Origin of the sequence: Mesorhizobium sp. 131-3-5 (genome assembly GCF_016756575.1) — a bacterium.
In the GTDB taxonomy this organism is placed as follows: Bacteria; Pseudomonadota; Alphaproteobacteria; order Rhizobiales; family Rhizobiaceae; genus Mesorhizobium; species Mesorhizobium jarvisii.
Genome location: NZ_AP023254.1, coordinates 2,263,999 through 2,284,406 on the forward strand (window position 1 = coordinate 2,263,999; position 20,408 = coordinate 2,284,406).

General features: G+C 63.3%; 14 protein-coding genes. 5 read left to right on the forward strand and 9 right to left on the reverse strand.

The window, feature by feature from the left end:
- Positions 1 to 24: 24 nt before the first annotated feature.
- From JG747_RS10985 to JG747_RS11005, 5 genes are read left to right on the forward strand one after another with little or no spacing between them, the layout of a single operon-like run.
- Positions 25 to 4,899 carry a beta strand repeat-containing protein gene (locus JG747_RS10985; RefSeq protein ID WP_202361756.1) on the forward strand — a complete coding sequence of 1,625 codons (4,875 nt, stop codon included), beginning with the start codon at positions 25 to 27 and terminating at the stop codon, positions 4,897 to 4,899.
- A gap of 7 nt (positions 4,900 to 4,906) precedes the next feature.
- Positions 4,907 to 5,467 carry an invasion associated locus B family protein gene (locus JG747_RS10990; protein WP_019860888.1) on the forward strand — a complete coding sequence of 187 codons (561 nt, stop codon included), beginning with the start codon at positions 4,907 to 4,909 and terminating at the stop codon, positions 5,465 to 5,467.
- 13 nt (positions 5,468 to 5,480) lie between these two features.
- Positions 5,481 to 6,149, forward strand: a complete 669-nt coding sequence (locus JG747_RS10995) for a hypothetical protein (RefSeq protein ID WP_202361757.1) — start codon at positions 5,481 to 5,483, stop codon at positions 6,147 to 6,149.
- A gap of 36 nt (positions 6,150 to 6,185) precedes the next feature.
- Entirely contained in the window at positions 6,186 to 6,647 is a 462-nt protein-coding gene (locus tag JG747_RS11000) for a DUF4189 domain-containing protein (protein ID WP_202361758.1), read from the forward strand.
- Positions 6,632 to 7,180: an invasion associated locus B family protein gene (locus JG747_RS11005; RefSeq protein WP_202361759.1), complete on the forward strand. Its 549-nt coding sequence runs from the start codon at positions 6,632 to 6,634 to the stop codon at positions 7,178 to 7,180. Before JG747_RS11000 ends, JG747_RS11005 begins: the two co-directional genes overlap by 16 nt.
- A 37-nt stretch (positions 7,181 to 7,217) precedes the next feature.
- Here JG747_RS11005 and JG747_RS11010 read toward each other — a convergent pair whose 3' ends face one another.
- From JG747_RS11010 to JG747_RS11050, 9 genes are all read right to left on the reverse strand, one after another.
- Complete coding sequence (locus tag JG747_RS11010; RefSeq protein WP_202361760.1) at positions 7,218 to 8,549, reverse strand: HlyD family type I secretion periplasmic adaptor subunit; 1,332 nt, start codon at positions 8,547 to 8,549, stop codon at positions 7,218 to 7,220.
- Positions 8,550 to 8,562: 13 nt separating this feature from the next.
- On the reverse strand, positions 8,563 to 10,410 hold the full coding sequence (locus JG747_RS11015; RefSeq protein WP_244748366.1) for a type I secretion system permease/ATPase: 1,848 nt from the start codon (positions 10,408 to 10,410) through the stop codon (positions 8,563 to 8,565).
- A gap of 78 nt (positions 10,411 to 10,488) precedes the next feature.
- On the reverse strand, positions 10,489 to 14,430 hold the full coding sequence (locus tag JG747_RS11020) for a DUF5801 repeats-in-toxin domain-containing protein (RefSeq protein ID WP_202361761.1): 3,942 nt from the start codon (positions 14,428 to 14,430) through the stop codon (positions 10,489 to 10,491).
- A 162-nt stretch (positions 14,431 to 14,592) separates the two neighbouring features.
- Positions 14,593 to 15,492, reverse strand: a complete 900-nt coding sequence (locus JG747_RS11025; protein ID WP_202361762.1) for a hypothetical protein — start codon at positions 15,490 to 15,492, stop codon at positions 14,593 to 14,595.
- A gap of 317 nt (positions 15,493 to 15,809) precedes the next feature.
- Positions 15,810 to 16,457, reverse strand: a complete 648-nt coding sequence (locus tag JG747_RS11030) for a response regulator transcription factor (protein WP_069093020.1) — start codon at positions 16,455 to 16,457, stop codon at positions 15,810 to 15,812.
- A 654-nt stretch (positions 16,458 to 17,111) separates the two neighbouring features.
- Positions 17,112 to 17,303: a hypothetical protein gene (locus JG747_RS11035; protein ID WP_064981656.1), complete on the reverse strand. Its 192-nt coding sequence runs from the start codon at positions 17,301 to 17,303 to the stop codon at positions 17,112 to 17,114.
- Positions 17,304 to 17,875: 572 nt separating this feature from the next.
- Positions 17,876 to 18,436 carry a hypothetical protein gene (locus tag JG747_RS11040; protein ID WP_202361763.1) on the reverse strand — a complete coding sequence of 187 codons (561 nt, stop codon included), beginning with the start codon at positions 18,434 to 18,436 and terminating at the stop codon, positions 17,876 to 17,878.
- Between the two features lie 131 nt (positions 18,437 to 18,567).
- Positions 18,568 to 19,419 (reverse strand): DUF2806 domain-containing protein, encoded by an 852-nt coding sequence (locus tag JG747_RS11045; RefSeq protein ID WP_202361764.1) that lies wholly within the window; start codon positions 19,417 to 19,419, stop codon positions 18,568 to 18,570.
- Positions 19,420 to 19,591: 172 nt separating this feature from the next.
- Positions 19,592 to 20,401: a hypothetical protein gene (locus JG747_RS11050; protein ID WP_202361765.1), complete on the reverse strand. Its 810-nt coding sequence runs from the start codon at positions 20,399 to 20,401 to the stop codon at positions 19,592 to 19,594.
- Positions 20,402 to 20,408: the final 7 nt, after the last annotated feature.

Genomic DNA, 20,408 nt, shown 5'->3' on the forward strand with positions numbered 1-20,408 from the left:
GGCGGCTGGCGAACGGAGAGGACCATGACCGACAATCAGATTTCGAGTGGCTCGTTTGTTCAGCATCGCGCGGCGCATTTCGCCAGGCATTGGATAGCCGGGGCTGATGCCCGCTCTCGCTCGGTTCGCCGCCGGCTGATGGCGGTCCTGCGCATGGCGCATAGCGTGCTCGGCATGCGCCGCAAGCGCCTGCGCCTGGGAGCGCTGGGCGCCGGTGGGGCGCTCGGGGCTGTGGTGGGGATCATGATCCCGCAGGCGGCGCTCGCGCAAGTTGTCATTGGCAACGGGGTTCTGACAAACGCCGCGAACTGCACGAACCCCTCCGCAGGGGTGCAAAGCATAGCGATCGGTTGTGGCAACACCGCCCCCGGCGCCGCCTCAACCGCCGTTGGCAATAACGCCCACGTGAATGGCAATAACGGCGTGGCGTTGGGCACCGGTATCACCGCTACAGGCGATGCTTCGATCGCCATTGGCTATGCGATGGGTGCCAATGGCCTCAACGCCATAGGCATAGGTGTCTTCGCGAACGCGACCGGCATCAATGCTCTTGCCGTAGGCGGGAACGCCCGCGCACTCGTGGATGGAGCATCAGCCTTTGGCGTCAACAGCACCGCAAATGGGGCGAACGCCGTCGCCCTCGGCTCAACGGCCAGCGCTTCGGGTGGCGCCTCGGTGGCGATTGGATTGTCCTCCAACGCCTCATCGGCAAACGGTTCAGCCATAGCCATGGGCGTCGGCGCCAAGGCAAACGCTGGAGCGGGCGGCGGTTCTCCCGTTTCCATCGGCACGAATGCCAATGCAAGCGGCACCGCTCCTGCCGGCTTCACGTTCGAGGCCGTCGCGCTCGGCACAGCTTCAACCGCAACGGGGGCATGGTCGGCCGCGGTAGGCTCGAGCGCATCCGCGACCGGGACCGGGTCCAGCGCGTTCGGAACCTCCGCCACAGCGTCGGCGAACCAGTCCACGGCAATCGGTAACGGGGCGGCCGCCTCCGGTGTCGGGACCACGGCGATGGGTTACCTGGCCAAAGCCGCCGGGACGAATGCCGTTTCGGTTGGCAACCAGGCCAGCGCCGGAGGGTTGAACTCGCAAGCTCTCGGCAACGTCGCCAATGCTTCGGGCAACTTCGCGCTGGCGCTCGGCAATTCGGCCGTGTCGAGCGGAGTAGGCTCCGTCGCGGCGGGCTCAGGAGCCCAGGCCACGGGCGTGTCCGCCACCGCACTCGGCAACAACGCCGCGGCGACCGCTGCGAACGCAAGTGCGCTGGGATTGGGCGCCACTGCGGGCGGTGTAGACGGCACGGCGATCGGCAAGCAGGCCAATGCGAGCGCGCAAGACGCCATCGCCATGGGCACCACCTCAATTGCGAGTGGCACCGCCAGCACAGCGGTTGGCAACGTCGCCGTCGCCAGCGGCGCGAACGCCTCCTCGTTCGGGTCCGGCGCGAATGCCACAGGAGACAATTCCCTCGCTGCCGGCGTCAGCGCCAACGCCGGCGGACTCGACAGCACCGCTCTCGGCATCGGCACCGTAGCCAGCGCCGACAATTCCACTGCCGTCGGACGTGAAGCCCGCGCCACCGGACTCAACAGTACCGCACTCGGCCGCGGCGCCCAAAGCAGCGCCCTGAACTCCATCTCTCTCGGCGCTGGGACGAGGGCGACCGGGATAGGCGCCGTCTATGTCGGCTCAAGCACTTTTGCAACGAGCGCCAGTGGAGACAACGCCATCGGCATCGGCACGGACGTGACGGCGTCTGAGGACGACGCCATTGCAATGGGGCGCGACAGCCAGGCGACGGCAACCAACGCCATCGCTGTCGGTCTACAGTCCGCCGCGCTCTCCGCCGACTCCGTCGCCATCGGCACGGGCGCGACTACCGATGGCGGCAAGGCCGTGGCCATCGGCGCCGGCAACACAGCCTTTGGCGACGGCGCAGTCGCAATCGGCGATCCGAGTTATGCCAGCGGTACCGGCGCCTTTACCGGCGGCGCCAACAACATCGCCAACAGCGATGGCACGGCGAGCGCCACCGCGGCCAATATGGCGGCGGGCGCTGTCGCCATCGGCAACAACAACACGGCGATCGGGCAGGGCTCCGTTGCCCTGGGCAATGGCTCGACTGCTGGTGCTGCCGGCCTTGCGGGCAATGTCGCGCTGGGCAATGGCGCGACGGCGGCTGCGAGCTCCGGCGATGTGGCGCTTGGCTCTGGCTCGGTGACCGTCGCAGCGGTGGGCACGCCCAATGCCGTGATCAACGGCACGACCTATGCCTTCCAGGGCATCAATCCGACCTCGACGGTCAGCATCGGCGCGCCGGGTGCGGAGCGCACGCTCACCAATCTGGCGGCGGGGCGGATCCGCGGGTCCTCGACCGATGCGGTCAACGGCTCGCAGCTCTTCGCCACCAACCAGGCGGTCGATGCCATCGGCACCACGCTCAACAACATCAATGTCGGCGGCGGCATCAAGTATTTCCACGCCAATTCGGCCCTGCCGGATTCCCAGGCCCTTGGAACGAATTCCGTCGCTGTCGGACCCAACGCCGTGGCCAACAATGCTGGTGACGTCGCGATCGGCCTGAATTCGACGTCAGGAGCAACGACCAATGTCGGCGGAGCCACGATCGGCGGCGTGAACTACACCTTCGCCGGCGGCACGCCGGCGGGCGCCTTCTCGGTCGGGTCGGCCGGCGCCGAGCGTCAGATCCAGAACGTCGCGGCCGGACAGTTGAATGGCGGCTCGACCGACGCGGTCAACGGCTCGCAGCTCTTCGCCACCAACCAGCAGGTGACCGCCAACACCACAGCCATCGCCAATATCGGCAGTGGTGTCACCAATCTTGGCAACACGATCAACAACATCGCCGGCGACACCTCGACCGCCTATACCGACGCCAATGGCATAGGCATCCGCTACGCCCGCACCAACGAGGCCGGGCTGGCGCAAACCGATTCCTTCGCGCAAGGGGTAGGCTCCACCGCCGTCGGCTACCAGGCGACCGCGACCGGCGTCAGCGGGCTGGCGCTCGGCCGCGACACACTGGCCAGCATTGACGGCAGCGTGGCGCTTGGTTCGGGTTCCGTGTCCGACCGGGCCGTGGCGCCCGCAACCGGCCAGATCGCGGCCGGTCCTTCCAACTTCATCCAGTACAACACCACCGACAAGACGCTGCTCGGCGCCGTGTCGGTCGGCACCGCCACGTCCTACCGCCAGATCACCAATGTGGCTGACGGCACGCAGGCGCAGGATGCCGTCACCGTGCGCCAGCTGCAGGGTGTGATCGCCTCTGTCTCGGCGACGTCGACCAAGTATTTCCACGCCAATTCGGCGGCCGGCGACTCGCTCGCGGTGGGTGCCGAGTCGGTCGCTGTCGGCCCGACGACGGTCGTCAACGGCGACAATGGCGTCGGCATCGGCAACGGCGCCATTGTCGACCAGACAGCACCGGGCGGCACGGCCATCGGCCAGAACGCCCATGTCATGCTGGCCGACGGACTGGCCCTCGGCACCAATTCGCTGGCGTCCGGCATCCAGTCGGTGGCGCTTGGCGCCGGCGCCCAAAGCACCTTCATCAACAGCGTCGCGCTGGGCTCGCAGTCCATCACCACGGTCGGCGCCCAGGCCGGCTACACGGCCTTTGCACTCACCGCCCCACAGACCTCGTTCGGCGAAGTGTCGATCGGCGCCGCGGGAGCCGAACGCAAGCTCACCAATGTCGCGGCGGGCTCGGCCAATACCGATGCGGTCAACGTCTCCCAGCTTAAGGGCGTGTCGCAAAACGTCGCCAATCTGTTCGGCGGCAGCACCACGGTCAATCCCGACGGGTCTATCACCGGACCGACCTATACCATCCAGGGCAACACTTACTTGACCGTCTATGACGGGTTCACGGCCGTCAACAACGCGCTGACCAACATCAGCAATGGCGGCGGCATCAAGTATTTCCACGCCAATTCGACGCTGGCCGACTCCACCGCCAGCGGCACAGACAGCGTGGCGATAGGGCCGGCCAGCGTGGCCAGCGGCACCAACAGCCTTGCCGCCGGCAATGGCTCGACGGCCACGGGCCAAGGCGCGGTGGCGCTCGGCCAGGGCGCCAAAGCCAACAACGCCAATGACGTGGCGTTGGGTTCGGGCTCGGTGACGCAGACCGCGGTCGGCACCTCCAGCACCGTCATCAACGGCAAGACCTACGCCTTCGCTGGCACCACCCCGATCGGGACCGTCAGCGTCGGCGACGCAGGCGCCGAGCGCACGATCACCAATGTCGCCGCCGGACGGGTCAACGCCGGCAGCACCGACGCGATAAACGGCTCGCAGCTCTACGCCACCAACACGGCGGTCGAGGATTTGAAATCGGGCCTTGGATCGCTCACCCAGAATGCCGTCACCTATGACACCAATCCGGACGGCAGCAAGAAGAACAGCATCACGCTGCAGGGTGGCGACGTCAACGCGCCGGTGGTCATCTCCAATGTCGGCCCGGGTGTTGCCGGCACCGATGCGGTCAACGTCACCCAGATGAACAACCGTGTCGATTACGCCATCAACACGTCCAACAGCTACACAGACAAGGTGGCCGCCACGACCTTGCAGCAGGCCAACAACTATACCGACCAGAAGCTCAGCCAGCTCAACAGCGACTTGGGCGGCATACGCGACGAAGCCCGCCAGGCGGCGGCGATCGGCCTTGCGGCTGCCTCGCTGCGCTACGACGACCGTCCCGGCAAGCTGAGCGTCGCGGCCGGCGGCGGCTTCTGGCGGGATTCGAGCGCCTTGGCCTTCGGTGCGGGCTACACGAGCGAGGACGGCCGCATCCGCGGCAACGTGTCGGGCACGGCCGCTGGCGGTCATGTCGGCGTCGGCGCCGGCATCAGCTTCACCTTGAACTGAGGCAGGAATGAAAGGACTTGTCGTACTGACTTGCCTGGCGCTCTGCGGCGGCCTCGCGCCGGCCGCGGGGCAGGTTGCGTCGCCCTACAGGATCAAGCCTTCGGATGTGGTGCTGCCGCCCGACGTGAAACTGGGAACCTATCAGCGCACGATCCGTCCCTTCGAAAACTGGACGCTGATCTGCGACGAGAACCTCAAGGCGCGCAAGAAGGTCTGCAATGTCTCGCAGGTGATCGAGGACTCCTCGGGCAACATGGCCTTCAGCTGGTCGCTGGCCGCTACGCAGGACGGCAAGCCCTACATGATCGTCCGCACCGCGCCGAACGCCAGGAGCGACGGCCTGGTGTCGCTGAAGTTCGACGGGCGGGACCAGGCGATCGACGTCCACCTGAACGGCTGCAATGAAGTGGTCTGCGTCGGCATGCTGCCGGTCGGCCCCGTCATGCGCCAGCAGATCTCGCAGAACGCCACGCCGGCGATTTCCTATCCGACCGTCGACGGCAAGACGATCACCGTGACCGCAGCAACACTCAAGGGGCTGACGGCAGCCCTTTCGCCACTCAAATGACCGGGGCAGCACAATGAGCCAGCAGGACCAGTTCATGTCCGCAAAACGCAGCAGCCCGGCCGTCGAGGCGGATCGGCAGAAGCTCGTCGAACCGACGCGGCGGCGATGGCCGCGCGTCGTCGGATTTTCATTGTTGGGGCTCGTCGTGGCCGGCCTTGGCTTCGCCGCCGGGAACTATGCCGCGATCGCCAATCTGGTCGGCAGCGCGACGGCCGCACAGCCCGAGACGGCCAACCCGGCGCTTCCGGACACGCCCTTTCTCGAGCATGTCAAGCAGGCCGGGGTCCAGGCCTGTTCGACCATCTATCCGGTGCTCGGGCAGATCTTGACGACAGGCACGAAATACAGCGTCAAATCCTTGTGGAACGACCAGGCCGCCGACAAGCATGCGGTCCAGGCCTTCGTCGGCATGGACTATGCGACGGAACGCTATAGCGGGCCTGCCGCCGGCGTCGTTTTCGCATCGCCCACCGCTTCGGGTTGCGAAGGGACGATGGTGCGGGTGGCGCCGTTCGCCAGCCCGTGCGCCGACATCCCGTCCATTCTTCCGCAAGGCAGCAAGATCACCGACCATCTCGGGCAGGTCGAGGTGTACGAGCTCGGCGGCAATGCCGGTGAGGCCCTTCTCTTGCCGACGGGCAAAAGCTGCGTGGTGATCTCCGTCGCCTCAGCGGCGAAGTAGGCGAAGCGACCAGGATCAAGGAAAGGGATGCCGACCATGAGATTGCGGGCTTTGGCAGTTTTGGGCTTGACCTTGTTGTGGAGCGGACATGTCGTTTCGGCCGACCTGGTGGCGCCGTCGGAACCGCAGCAGGAGGAAAAAGGCATCTGGGCGGCCATCGCCTATTCGCAGTCCGACAGCAAATACGGCTTCTTCTGGGGGGCGGACAAGCGGCAGGAGGCGAAGGACATCGCGCAGAAACATTGCGAGAACGCCGGCGGCAAGGCGTGCAACGTCGTCTCCGTCTTCCGCAACCATCGCCATTGGACTGACGACGACGAAACCGGCTTTCCCTACAAGCACTGCGGCGCGCTGGCCATGGCCGACAAGGTCGAGAACCGTTTCACGCCCTGGGGCGTGAACTCGGCAGAGACCCGCCTGGAGGCCGAAGACCTCGCCTTGCAGGCCTGCGAGGCGTCAGGGGCCAAATGCAAGATCCGTGAATGGGTCTGCACATGAAGCGTGGCCTCAAGGCCGCCTGCGCATACGGGGCAATCGCATTCTCGTTGATGCCGCCAGCGTCGGCTGAACAGCAGACTGCGACTGCTCCAAATGGGCCGTCATCGCTGCGCGAAGTCTATCAGGACTGGAGCGTGGCTTGCTCTGTCCAGGAGAATGCGAGGGTCTGTACGGTTTCGCAGGACCAGGTCCAGCAGAACGGCCAAAGGCTGCTTGCCATGGAGATACAAAGGCGCGCGGACGGGTCGACGATGGCCACCCTGCTTCTGCCCTTCGGCATCTTGCTCGATCCGGGGGTGACGCCCCAGATCGACGATCAGCCGCCATTGTCCCCGCAGCGCTTCAGGACCTGCTTGCCGACAGGCTGCATCGCGGTGTTTTCCATTGACCGATCCGTGCTTGGAAAGCTGAGGGTAGGCGAGGTGCTGAAGCTCAATGTCACGACAGATGCAGAGACGCCTTTGACTTTCCCGGTGTCGCTGCACGGCCTGACCGCGGCGCTCGACCGCATGGTCGCGTTGAGCGCACGGTAGGGACAAGGACCTACGCCCCCGCTTGGGCTGCAGATGATTATTTTTCCCGCATCGCCCGGCGGAAGTTCTGCGTGATCGGCTCGGCGAGGTAGGAAAGCACGGTACGGGCGCCCGTCCGGATCATCGCCTCACTCGACATGCCGGGCAGCAGCTTGCGACCCTCCAGCTTGGCGAGTTCGTTTCTGTCGATCAACACCGTCGCGGCGAAATAGGGTGCGCCGCTGCGCTCCTCCACCATGCGGTCGGCTGACACGATCTCCACGACGCCGTCGAGCGGCGGCAGATTGTAGCGCGCGAAGGCCGGGAAGCTGACGTGCGCGGGCTGTCCGGCAGCGATCGTCTCGACATCCTCCGGTTTGACCATGGCCTCGACCACGAGTTGTTGTCCGAGCGGCACGATCGTCATCAATGTCTCACCGGGTTTCACAACGCCGCCAGCCGTGTGGACCTTCAGGTCCATGACGATGCCGTCGACCGGGGCGACGACATCGGTACGGGCAAGCACGTCCCTGGCGGAACGCTCCTCCTGTCTAAGATCGAACAATTCCGCTTCGACCTTACTCAACTCGTCGACGGCCTCGTTCAGCCGCACTGTGCCGAGATTCAAGATCTGCATGTCGATCTCGGCCATGGCACTTTTGGCACGGGCGATCGCGGCGATGTTGGTAGCGCGATCCCCCTCGATCTCCTGCTGTTGCCGCCTGAGCAAAAGGTTCCGTTCGCGCGTGGTCAGTCCCTTCGCGAGCAGGGTCTCGAGATCTTTGGTTTCACGCTCGATCGCGTCGATCTGCTTATCTTTGGTGACGATAAGCCGCTGCAGCCCTGTTATCTCTTCCTCGGTCTGGCGACGGCGCTGATTGAGAATTTCCTGCTCGTCCGTCAAGTTGTGATGCTTGGCCGCGAACACGTCACGCTGCGCTGCAACCGCGTCCTTCGCGGCGGTGGCGGGATTTGCGAGCAACGCCGGGTCAAACGCGATCACGTCCTTGCCGTCACGCTCGGCCCTGAGGCGCGCGGCCAGCGCCTCTCGCGTGGCGATCCGGTTCTGGATCAGGTAGAGCTGCGCCTTTGCCTGGGTGTCGTCGAGCCGGATGAGGACCGTGCCCGCCTTGACGATATCACCGTTGGCGGCATCGAGCTCCGCGATGATGCCGCCCTCGAGGTGTTGGATGAGCTTGCGGTCGCCAGCGACCTTGACGACGCCCGGTGCCACCGCGGCGCTGTCCAACGGCGCCAGGGCCGCCCAGCCGCCTGCCGCGCCGAAGAACAGGAACATGATCGCGAACCCGGTGCATGTCACGCCCGTTAGACGCAGGGGCACGGGTTCCAGCAGGGAGGGCGGCGGGACGGGTAACGGCACGACGTTCATAGCTGTTCTCATTTCATGCCTGGTTCGCCACGACAGCCGTGCTCATTGCGCTTTGACGCGACGTACGCTTTGAAGAGGGACGCGGCCGGTTGTCGGCGCCGATCACGGCGGCGGAGATTTCCGGCGCCGGATTTGCTGGTATCGCCGGATTTGCGGGTATCTGAGTGACCTGGCGGACGCGCGCGGCGAGTTCGTTGAAGACATGGTCGCGTGAACCGAAGAGGTCTTGTTGGCCCCGGTTGAGAACCAATATCTTATCGACCTTGTCCATCATGTTCGCCCGGTGCGCGATCAGGATAATGGTCGTGCCTGCCGCCTTCATCGCGCCGAGGGCGGCGATCAGAGCGTCCTCACCCTCGCGGTCGAGGTTGGAATTGGGCTCGTCCAGGATGATGAGTGCCGGATCGCCATAGAGTGCCCGCGCCAGACCGATGCGTTGGCGCTGGCCACCCGACAGCACCGCGCCGGCTTCGCCGATCTCGGTGGCGTAACCTTTCGGCAGTCCTTTGATCAGTTCGTGGACTCCCGCCAGCTGCGCTGCCTTGACCACGTTGTTGAAGACCGCCGGGGTGATAGTCGCGAAGCGGCAGATGTTTTCGGAGACGGTGCCGGCGAAGAGCTCGATGTCCTGCGGCAGGTAACCGACATAGTGGCCACGGTCCTCCGCCGCCCATTGGGCAACGTCCATGCCGTCCAGCAACGCACGCCCTCCGGATGGGCGCCAGGCGCCGGCCAGTATCCGCGCCAGGCTTGTTTTGCCGGCCCCGCTCGGGCCGATCAACGCCATGGCTTCACCCGGATTGAGCCGGAAGCTGATGCCTTTCAGGATGTGCTCGCCACCCGGTCGGGCCAGCACGAGGTTCTCGGCCTCGAACCTGCCTTTTGGACGGGGCAGCGGCAGAACCGGCGTCGCTTCCCGGTGGTCTCCGGCGACCGCGGTGAGACGCCGGTAAGCGGCACGCGCTCCGACCGTCGCCTTCCATGTGCCGATCGCTTGCTCGACCGGGGACAGCGCGCGCCCCATCAGGATCGAAGCGGAGATCATGATGCCGGGCGAAGCCTCGTTGCTAAGCACCAGGTAGGCGCCAAGGCCCAGTATGGCCATTTGCAGGGCCAGCCGGTGGCAACGGGCGATGGCCGCGATGACGCCGCCACGGTTGGCGGCAAGAACCTGTCCCTTGTTTGCCTCGTCCTGCTGCGCCTTCCAGCCCTCCAGCAGTGGCTTCAGCATGCCCATCGCCTGCACCACCTCGGCGTTGCGGATCGCCGCCTCGGCTTGCACATAGGCCCGCGACTGTGCGTTCGCGGCCTCGGTCAACGGCTTGCGTGTGAGGTATTCGTTGAGCACCGCCAGGGCAAACAGGACGACCCCGCCGCACAGCGCCAGCCAGCCCAGCCAAGGGTGCATGACGAATATGGCGGCGAAGAACAGCGGTGCCCAGGGCGCGTCAAGGATTGGGAAGATGCTTGGGCTGGTGAAGAAATTCCGGACTTGATCCAGATCGCGCAGCGGACGGGCGTTGGCATGGCCGGGCGCCGAGGCGGCATACTCCACCGATGCGGTCAGGAGAACCGGCGCCAATCGCGCGTTCATCCACGATCCGACGGTCGCCAGCAGACGCCCGCGCACCACCTCCAGCCCCGCCATTGTCACGAGCGCGGCTGCCGCCATCAGCGACAGCATCACCAGCGTCTCAAGGCTGTGGCTGGATAGCACGCGGTGGTAGACCTGCAGCATATAGAGCGCCCCGGTCAGCATCAGCACGTTGACGCCGCCGCTGAACCAGATAAGCGGCCGGATGGCGCGTCTGGCCTCTTTCATCACCACCTGCAGGGCAGGGGGCTGTTGTCTGTTTTTCATCATCGGGACGACATCTCCGTGCAACGGATCGCGGGAGGCAGTGCGGGGGCAGCCATAGCTGCCCCCGTTGGTCAAGCGTCAGGCAACATCTACAAAAATGTGCTGCAGCGCCGTCTGATCCAAGTCCGCGTCCGCCACGTGGAAGGCGAAGTCGAGATGGGCATCCGGCGTCGTGGTCTGCGTCGAGGTGAAGCCGATGTCCGTGATCTTCAGCACATCGTTGTCGGTGGGATCCCAGTTCTGTAGGGCGAAGGTCGTGCTACCACCACCGGAGCCCGTCGCCCGCTGCAGGTCGATCGCCGTCGGTGTCTCCTGAAGGCCGGCTAGGTTCGGGTTGCTATCGGGGCCGGTGAGACCGTTGCCAGACTGCATGATCTGGACACCCTGAAGTACCCAGTTCTCGCCTGCACCGTTGTAGTCGTTCCTCTCGACGATGACGAGACCGTCGTTGTTGTCGAGCGGGAAGTCGGCAGCGTAGGCGGTAGGTACCTGCCCTGTCTTGAAGATGTCGGCGTTTGAGACGTACATCGCCTTCGTGGTAAACGTGTCGGCGGCGGTGCCTGTGCCGCCCGCGACCCCGTCGGTACCGAAATTGACGAGGTTGAGGATCAGCATCAAGTCCTCGCTGTTGCCGATACCGTCGAACTTGATTGCCATATCGTTGGCCGTCTGGTTCGGGACGTTATTGGCACCGTCGTCGGTGACGATGCCGGGGCTGTGGTCGAAGAACCGCAACGTCAGCAACTCACCCTTCTGGATCGTGTCACCGGCAACCCCGTTCGTGGCTTGGGTTGCAGAAACCCAATCCTCGAAGTTGCTGCTGATCTGCTGGCCGGCATTGAAGATGGTGTCGTTAACACCGCCGACAACCGGATTGCCGTCACCCGTCGCGTTGAACCCGAAGGGGCTCCCGTTGGGGTTCGAGTTACCGGTGAACTGCACGAAGAAGTCCCGGTCAGTCTGATCGGTCGTGGTGCTAGCGTCGAAAAGCTTCTCCACCACGATGTTTGGGTGACCGACGTTGCTCACCGGCTCCTTGGACAAGAGCTCAGAGGTGTGCAGGATGTCCTTGGTGAAGCCCTCGACCGTGTCGTTCAATGTGATGGTGTAGGTGTCGGCAACCTTGTTGAAGACAAGGGTGCCACCCGCCGTGGCAGTCTGGTTGCCGGCCGTGTTCGGGTCACTATCGTACGAGATTTGCCAGTTGAACGATGCTGAGGTGTCGCTTTCCGACTGGAGCGTCGCGAACGAGCCAAGGAACGAAGTCGTCCCTGGTGCCGGCACAAGGCCGGTGAGGTTACCGGTGAGCCCGATCTGGATACCGGCAAGGGCTCCCTCGGCATCGACGAAGTCAGAGTGCGCGGCGTCGTAGAACGAGGCCGGATGGCCGTCCGTGCCGATGTCGTACCCGAAGGCTCCGGTAGCCGACGCGTTGAGCGTGTTGGCGAGAGTCTCGTGGGTCCCGGTGCCGTTGCCGGTGTTCTGGTCCCCGTCGAACGGCACCGTGATCGTCGGGCCGTCGTCCCTGATCTGCACCTTGTCGCCAATGGCGATGCTGGTGCTGTTGGTGTCGCCGTCGCCGTCGGTGGCGGTGATCACCGCCAGCAAGGCGCTGTCGAGCATCGTCTTCACATCATTGGGGTTGGTCGTGTCCGGATGGGCGATCGCGACATATTGCGCGATGCTGAGGATGCCGCCCTGGCTGATGGAGATGGCGATGGCGACGGGATCGCCAGTCGTGGCGCCGTCGTTGCCGACGTCGATCCGGCCAACGACGAGGCCGCCCTCGACGTTGAGCAGGATGTTGCGGCCGTCGAGCGAATCGAAGCCGGAATCGGCATTCGCGCCGCTGACGCCGAGCGAAAGCGTCTGGGTGCCGGGGCCGTCGGTGCCGAAGCTCGAATTGGGTGTGACCACCGCCGAGGCGCTGGCCGCCCAGCCGAGCGCTGTGCCGAGCGCCGCGAAGGCGGCGGGCAAGGCGCCGGCTTGGTCATTGGAGCCGGCATCGACGCCGGCCGTCTCGTCATGCAGCACCTTGGCCGCGTTCTCGGTCAAGGCCGCCGTCGGGCCGTCGTCCCTGATCTGCACCTTGTCGCCAATGGCGATGCTGGTGCTGTTGGTGTCGCCGTCGCCGTCGGTGGCGGTGATCACCGCCAGCAAGGCGCTGTCGAGCATCGTCTTCACATCATTGGGGTTGGTCGTGTCCGGATGGGCGATCGCGACATATTGCGCGATGCTGAGGATGCCGCCCTGGCTGATGGAGATGGCGATGGCGACGGGATCGCCAGTCGTGGCGCCGTCGTTGCCGACGTCGATCCGGCCAACGACGAGGCCGCCCTCGACGTTGAGCAGGATGTTGCGGCCGTCGAGCGAATCGAAGCCGGAATCGGCATTCGCGCCGCTGACGCCGAGCGAAAGCGTCTGGGTGCCGGGGCCGTCGGTGCCGAAGCTCGAATTGGGTGTGACCACCGCCGAGGCGCTGGCCGCCCAGCCGAGCGCTGTGCCGAGCGCCGCGAAGGCGGCGGGCAAGGCGCCGGCCTGGTCATTGGAGCCGGCATCGACGCCGGCCGTCTCGTCATGCAGCACCTTGGCCGCGTTCTCGGTCAAGGCCGCCGTCGGGCCGTCGTCCCTGATCTGCACCTTGTCGCCAATGGCGATGCTGGTGCTGTTGGTGTCGCCGTCGCCGTCGGTGGCGGTGATCACCGCCAGCAAGGCGCTGTCGAGCATCGTCTTCACATCATTGGGGTTGGTCGTGTCCGGATGGGCGATCGCGACATATTGCGCGATGCTGAGGATGCCGCCCTGGCTGATGGAGATGGCGATGGCGACGGGATCGCCAGTCGTGGCGCCGTCGTTGCCGACGTCGATCCGGCCAACGACGAGGCCGCCCTCGACGTTGAGCAGGATGTTGCGGCCGTCGAGCGAATCGAAGCCGGAATCGGCATTCGCGCCGCTGACGCCGAGCGAAAGCGTCTGGGTGCCGGGGCCGTCGGTGCCGAAGCTCGAATTGGGTGTGACCACCGCCGAGGCGCTGGCCGCCCAGCCGAGCGCTGTGCCGAGCGCCGCGAAGGCGGCGGGCAAGGCGCCGGCTTGGTCATTGGAGCCGGCATCGACGCCGGCCGTCTCGTCATGCAGCACCTTGGCCGCGTTCTCGGTCAAGGCCGCCGTCGGGCCGTCGTCCCTGATCTGCACCTTGTCGCCAATGGCGATGCTGGTGCTGTTGGTGTCGCCGTCGCCGTCGGTGGCGGTGATCACCGCCAGCAAGGCGCTGTCGAGCATCGTCTTCACATCATTGGGGTTGGTCGTGTCCGGATGGGCGATCGCGACATATTGCGCGATGCTGAGGATGCCGCCCTGGCTGATGGAGATGGCGATGGCGACGGGATCGCCAGTCGTGGCGCCGTCGTTGCCGACGTCGATCCGGCCAACGACGAGGCCGCCCTCGACGTTGAGCAGGATGTTGCGGCCGTCGAGCGAATCGAAGCCGGAATCGGCATTCGCGCCGCTGACGCCGAGCGAAAGCGTCTGGGTGCCGGGGCCGTCGGTGCCGAAGCTCGAATTGGGTGTGACCACCGCCGAGGCGCTGGCCGCCCAGCCGAGCGCTGTGCCGAGCGCCGCGAAGGCGGCGGGCAAGGCGCCGGCCTGGTCATTGGAGCCGGCATCGACGCCGGCCGTCTCGTCATGCAGCACCTTGGCCGCGTTCTCGGTCAAGGCCGCCGTCGGACCATCGTCGTCGGTGAACAGCTTGTCGCCGACCGATTGGGTCACCGTCACGCCTTGCGACAGGTCGACCCGGCCGACGTCGAATTTGCCGACCACCGCCGTCGCCTGGAAGCGGTTGAATGTTTCCACTGCCTGTGTGCTGCTCTTGTCGGTGAACCACTGCACCGTATAAGCATCGTTGAGGTGCTGGGCGGTTATGGTTCCGTCCGCGTTGAAGGTGACGAAGCTGTTCGACACCGTCGTGTCGGTGACCGGCTGCCCGTTGCCGTCCTTGATGACGACGCGAACGATAGCCACCGCCGCATCGTCGGCAAGCGCGCTTTGGCCGGCGTCGTTGCCAAGGTTGCTGCCGCTGCCGAGATTGTTGTCGATATAGCTTCGGCCTTGCTCGGGAGAGGTCGTCGCGCCGCCGGCGCTGAACGCGCCGATCTTGACGGTGAAGTTGGTGCCCGGACTGCCCTAGGTCTGCGAGATGAAGAGCTTGGCGTCGATGACATCGATGAAGTCGGTGTAGCTCATATTATCGATGTCGCCATAAGTGCCCGGTGCCTGACCTTTGACGAAGCTGAACACGGCCGTCTCACCCGGATCGAACATCTGGTTGTTGACGCCGATCGTGGCGCCAATGCCGCCCTGGCTGGTCTTGATGTTGTCACCTGAATTGTCGAGCGATCCGTCTGCCTGGATGACCGGATGTATGCCGCTCACCACCAATCCTGCGCCCGATGTGCCGACTGCCACGAACAGATGGTTGCCGGAGTCGAGATTGTCGAAATTGAATGAGGTCGATCCCGAAGCAGAGACATTGAGAAGGTTGGTCCAGTCGATCCGGTCATCTGGATTCGCGGTATTGGGATGAGCAATGGCCTCGAAGGTCACCATCTCGATGCTGGCGCTGAGATTGTCCCCGGCAGCTTTCAGGTAGAAAGCAGCGACCACATCGCCTACTCCTTCGGTGGCGCTGGTCGTGGCTAGCACGATCGTGCCGTTCGCATAGGAATGCAGATAGATGGCGTCGCCATCGACCGTTTGCAGCGGGCTGCCATTAAAGATGACCTGGTCGCCGTCAAGCGGCGCGCCGCTGCCATCGGAGAAGAACAGCTTGCTGATCGTCGCCCCGTCAGGATTGACCGTGACGAGGCCGGCCGCGCTGACCGCGGCCTCGACATTGTCGGCATAGGCGAGCTGGCCAGCAGACAGTTGCAGGTCACCGGCAAGGCCGTTCAGGAAAGTCTGGAAAGCGGAGGAAAGCCCACTGAGATTGGCGCCGATCACGGTGTCGTTGCCGTCTACCGGCGTCTGCTGCCCCGAAGTCTGATCAAGGATCAATGTGCCGTTGATGGTGATGGTGGTGGCCATGGTCGTCGTCCTCTTTGGCGAGGTTTGATGGCGAGGTTTTATTAGAACGATCCGCACGTCCGGTCATGCCGGAATGCCCCTACCCGAGTGCATCCGGTCGCGCACTGTGCGGCCCTCCTACGCGATTGTGCCGCCGACGCGGAGGACGCGTCCATTCCCGCTTCGATAGTGTTAGGGTGAATGGCCGTAGCTGATCGAACGATATATATCCTTCGATAGATCAGGTCGGCGCGCGGCTGCACTGTTGTCGCGGCCATTGCTATCAGGCGGCTTTCCGGCCCGTTGCGGGCATGTCGATGCCGGGTTGAAAGCGATAATCAGAGCAGGCCGGTTCGGCCTGTTCTTGGACGCTCGGCATCGTTGCCATTCGCTAGCCAGGCCAATTCCGCCCGGCTGCCGAGTTGCAGCTTTTCGTAGACGTGATGCAGGTGCATCTTCACGGTGCCTTCGGATACATGCAGCCGCTGTGCGATGGTCTTGTTGCGCAACCCGCGCGAGACGAGGTCGGCGATCTCGGTCTCCCGCCCGGTCAGCCTGGATTTCGGCTGGGGCTGCGATCGGGGCATCAGCAGTTGCTGGACGATCTTGTTGTCGATCCACTTCTTGCCGACCGCCACCGCATTCACGCATTCGACGAGATAGCGGTGACTGATGCCGTCGAGCAGCAGGCCGTCGCCGTCGAGCGCCTGTATTTCCTTGATGTCGAGCCTGCTGTTCGGTTGCACGATGAAGATGACGCCGAGCGTGCTGTTGCAGGCCTTAAGCCGGGAGGAAAGACCGATCGTCTGCGGATCCGCGATGTTCAAGCCGACGATGACGATATCGGGCCGATGGCGCGCTACATAAGGGAGAATGTCTGCAGGGCGGCGGCACTGGGCGACAACATCGTGTCCAGCCTTGCGCAGTACCCATTCCAGACCGGCGAGATACACCCCCCGCGGGTCCGCAACAACCAAAGTTGACATGCGAACCGTCCGTAAAAAACGCAACGAACTTGTCTAAAAATCCGTAGATCAGGAAACCAGAGCTTAGGCAGTTTGTCAAGAAATAGCTAATATATATTTTGCTATGATAGCAAGCCAATGCTTTTGAGGCAGCCGGCATGGACACTTCGCACGGCAGCAGGTCGGAATCGTCGTCGCGGCGAGGGCCTTTGAGCACACTCCGATGCATCAGGATCTTTGAGGATCCTCGGGTGCTTGGACTCAAAGGCCGCAGGCCGTGATCGTCGGCAACGGCCCAGCGCCTGGGGTTGCTAGGGGGACTGGCAGCGGAAGGCCGCTGGGCCTGACCGACAGGGGCCTTGAGGACGGGCGGCGCCGGCTGGCGGGAATATGCACTCCTATTGATATCCGCGAAACATGCGAATGAAGGAAGTCAAAGCCGGCTGAAGGCCGTGCGACATGTCACCGGCAAGGAAGTCGAGTTTATCGGATGAAGCGCCCCGCGGCCGGTACAGCCTCCTACTGCTGGGTAGCCCAACAGGCTTAGTTGCAAATTTGCTAATATATGGACAAACTCATTGGAGCGGGGAGGAACCCGAAAACTCACCGCAATGGCCGGTGCGGCGTCCGTCGCGCCCCAAAGCCCACCCGCACCGGCCATTCCCCACGGTTAGCCTACAGCCGATCGAAATCAGCGAGCCCGAGACGTCTTCGCTGACCCTCTGCATATGCCAGGGCAAACGACTCCAGTTCGAATGCTCGGGTTAGTTCCTCGTCGCCATCGACCACACGGACGAACCACTCCCCGCAGGCTTCGATCACTTCAACGCAAGGATTGACCTCGCCGTCACGCGCCACGCTATCCATCGCAAGCTCCTTAGAAAGCAATGGTGAACGTCGATTTTATAACGGTCGTCCGAATCCGTTTTCAATATCAAATGTGTATCGGGACATTCGTTGTCTCTAGGAATTTATCCGCGCGGCAGGACGGTGCCCTCCATCCTCAGCCGAAGATCAGGCCCCCCGATCGGCACGCACGCCTCTGTCTGAGAGCGCGGGCTTTAAACCGCCTCTTCAGCGACATCAGGAGGCGTTGGCTCCGGACGCGACTTGAAATCATCCACCCGGATGCAGTTGAGGGGATCCAGGTAGCTGATTCTTATTTGAAGAATTTGGTAGCGGGAGAGAGCTACCGCCAATACAGCGCTGCAACCGAGTTCATCTGCTGAAGGGACTTCGCAAGCGAGATCAGCAGAGTCAAATCCTGTCCCCGCAACCAATTTCATCATAAATCAATAACCGTCCCGGTCTAACCGGGGCGGTTTTTTGTTGGCTGGCGCAATCGTCGTCGTCTATCGTGGTAACGATCGGCGCGGTGACCAGTCGACAGCGGCGCGCGGCCAAACGCTCAGCGCGGAAGGGCTGCGGGGCCTAGATTATCAGCCCCATTCGCCCTGCATTGCAGCCCGCACAGCCTCCGCAATCTCCGCAGCCTTCTCGTCATAAGAGAGCCGGCGGCGGGACGGGTGCCATGTGGGAGTGCACGAAATGCGATGACGGGCGCAACAGGCGGCGGCGATCGTGCCCAGAGCTACGACCTTCCGCCCCTTCAGTTCATGGCGGGTGACGCCTTCAAACGACTCGTCGAGAAGGTGCCGGGGTATTCGTGATTCCGACCGCCGCTCCTTCGGCAGAAGATGCAGACACTGTGTGACGTACAAATCCGAGCGGCTCTTTTCCAGTATCACCAAGACCCGATTTAGAACCTGATTAAACGGCATGCTCTCCAGGAAGCCGCTCGCAGCGAGTTCGCCTTGATAGGCACGAGCGGAGAGCCCATCGAGCCAATGAGTGGCTAGCAGTACCGGACCAGCCGTGGACTTCGAGATACGCTGATATGGACTGACATAGGGACCATCCAATCCTGCGTCTGCCAACGTCTCAAAGTCGTCAGTGCCCTTCAATAGTCGACGAGCTGCGATGATTTCGTAGCGCTTCATCGGCTATATCCTCTCAATCCCGCTTGTCGAACGGACCCCGCCCGCCGCGCTCGTCGCCTTGACTGAGAGGCGACAATGTCGCCGCTGTCCAGGTCGATGATGAGCCGCACTTTATTTTGCGCTGACGATCGTCACGATCGCATACAGGCTGATGCTTCACCGCGTTTGGTCAGCCGCGGAAAGGCGTGCGCGTCGACCTCTAGAAATCGTCCATTTCGCGCGGATCGATGTCGAGCAGTTCGATTGCCCGGTCGACAACCGCGCGATAGCGCATGGATACCAAAGTCGACCAAGTACTCGCCGATGTTTGTCCCCGAGGTGACCGTATTCGACTCCAAGTGCGGCCTGTCAGCGTGGGTCGCGTTGACAACCACGAACGAGTGAGAGCCATTGCTCAGCGCCATCCGACACATCAGCTCGAAATTCGTTGCATCCCTCGGGTGCAGTGTCGCCACTAGGCTGAGCGTCGACGCCGAAAAGCTACCGGGGCGTGCAATTTCGCCGGAAAGGATTCGCGAAAAAATGATCCTCATCTCAGCATTGCTGATCCGGTCAGCGGTTCGCCAAAAGTGGGTCAGGAAATCGTCCGAAATCGGATGTGTATCGCCCCCAATTTTCGCCCCCCTCCCAGGAGCAGCAAGCTGCTCTGCCGCGATCGCCAATATCTCGGCGCGACCTTCCAACATGTTGGCATCTTCGCGCAGTCGATAATTCAGCAGGGCAGCGTAGATCTCGCGATGATCAATGCTGTCAATAGCCTGGACCATCTTGTTCGTTACGGCTTCATCGATCCGCGCCTTGAGAGTTCGGTTCTTTGCCCGGTCGAACGTTGTCGGAAACAGTCCTGAGAAACCCAGTTCCACAGCCCGCGCGAAAGATACGCCGGCCGAAGGGGGCAAGCTCGCGTCTACCTTCACCTTGCCAATCGGGGAATCCAGTTCGAAACCGCCCTTGTAACCCGCGTCCTCTTTGTCTCTGCTCATTTGACTCCTTCCGTCGCCGGGGTCTTCAGGCTTCGGCGCGTTGCTGGACATTCTGCTTACTCAGTGCACGGGCAGCGGCTTGCCACTGCCCGTGTTGCGAAGATGATAGTCGCCGGTAACACCGCGGGCCTCGCACCGCGAGCGGCAGGAGCACGATAACGCAAGTCTTAAGTCAACGATGCCTCACCTTGTCCTTAAAGGTTCGGCCGATGCGCCCTGCACCAATCTTGTTGAGACGAATAACGTCGTCCAGGATATGCGGGACTGCCGTAAGATCGTACCGATATTTGACCTGATAGTGCTGCGCGAGTTTCCTTCGAGCTTTCTGGTCGTCAGTCATATGCCAATCGAGGTTCCGAAGCGCCTTGGTCTTCATCTCCCTGCCCGCATGGGCAACCACTTCGTCCGGCGTTGGGCAGGCTACGCGACACAAATGCGTCGCGACGTATTTGATCGCTCGCGTGAAGAGAAGAAAATCATCCAAGATCAAGGCGTCAGGCTCGTTAGGAGCCTTAAGTCCGAAATCGACCGCGTAAACCGGTGACCAGTAATCCACTTCCTTGAGGGCCTTGTCGATCCCTGATGCCTTCTTGCGAGTATGCATAAATCGGTTTCTGACAGCCCGATAGTATTCAAGGATAGCATACAGTTCTACCCGTACCTTTCGGAGGTTGGCGGCTTTGCCGCCTGGTAAAACGTCTAGCGCCCAGTCCAGCGCGGCTTCTTTGTCAGTCCGTTCCCGTGACTTGCGACCGCAAACCTCATCTGACTCTTCAATCAGGTCGATTAGAAAGCTTTCAAGCTGTTGATATGCTCCGACGATGTAGAGGGTCGCCGCACGCGTTGGTAGATTTTCGATGTCTAGTTCATACGCGACGATTTTGTGGTGCGCGGATCGCGTCCTGATGTAACTGCCGAGATCACCCGACGCCTGAGCAGCCTCCAGGAAGTCGCGGCACGCGACTTCGATAACCTCCGCCATGCCGTCG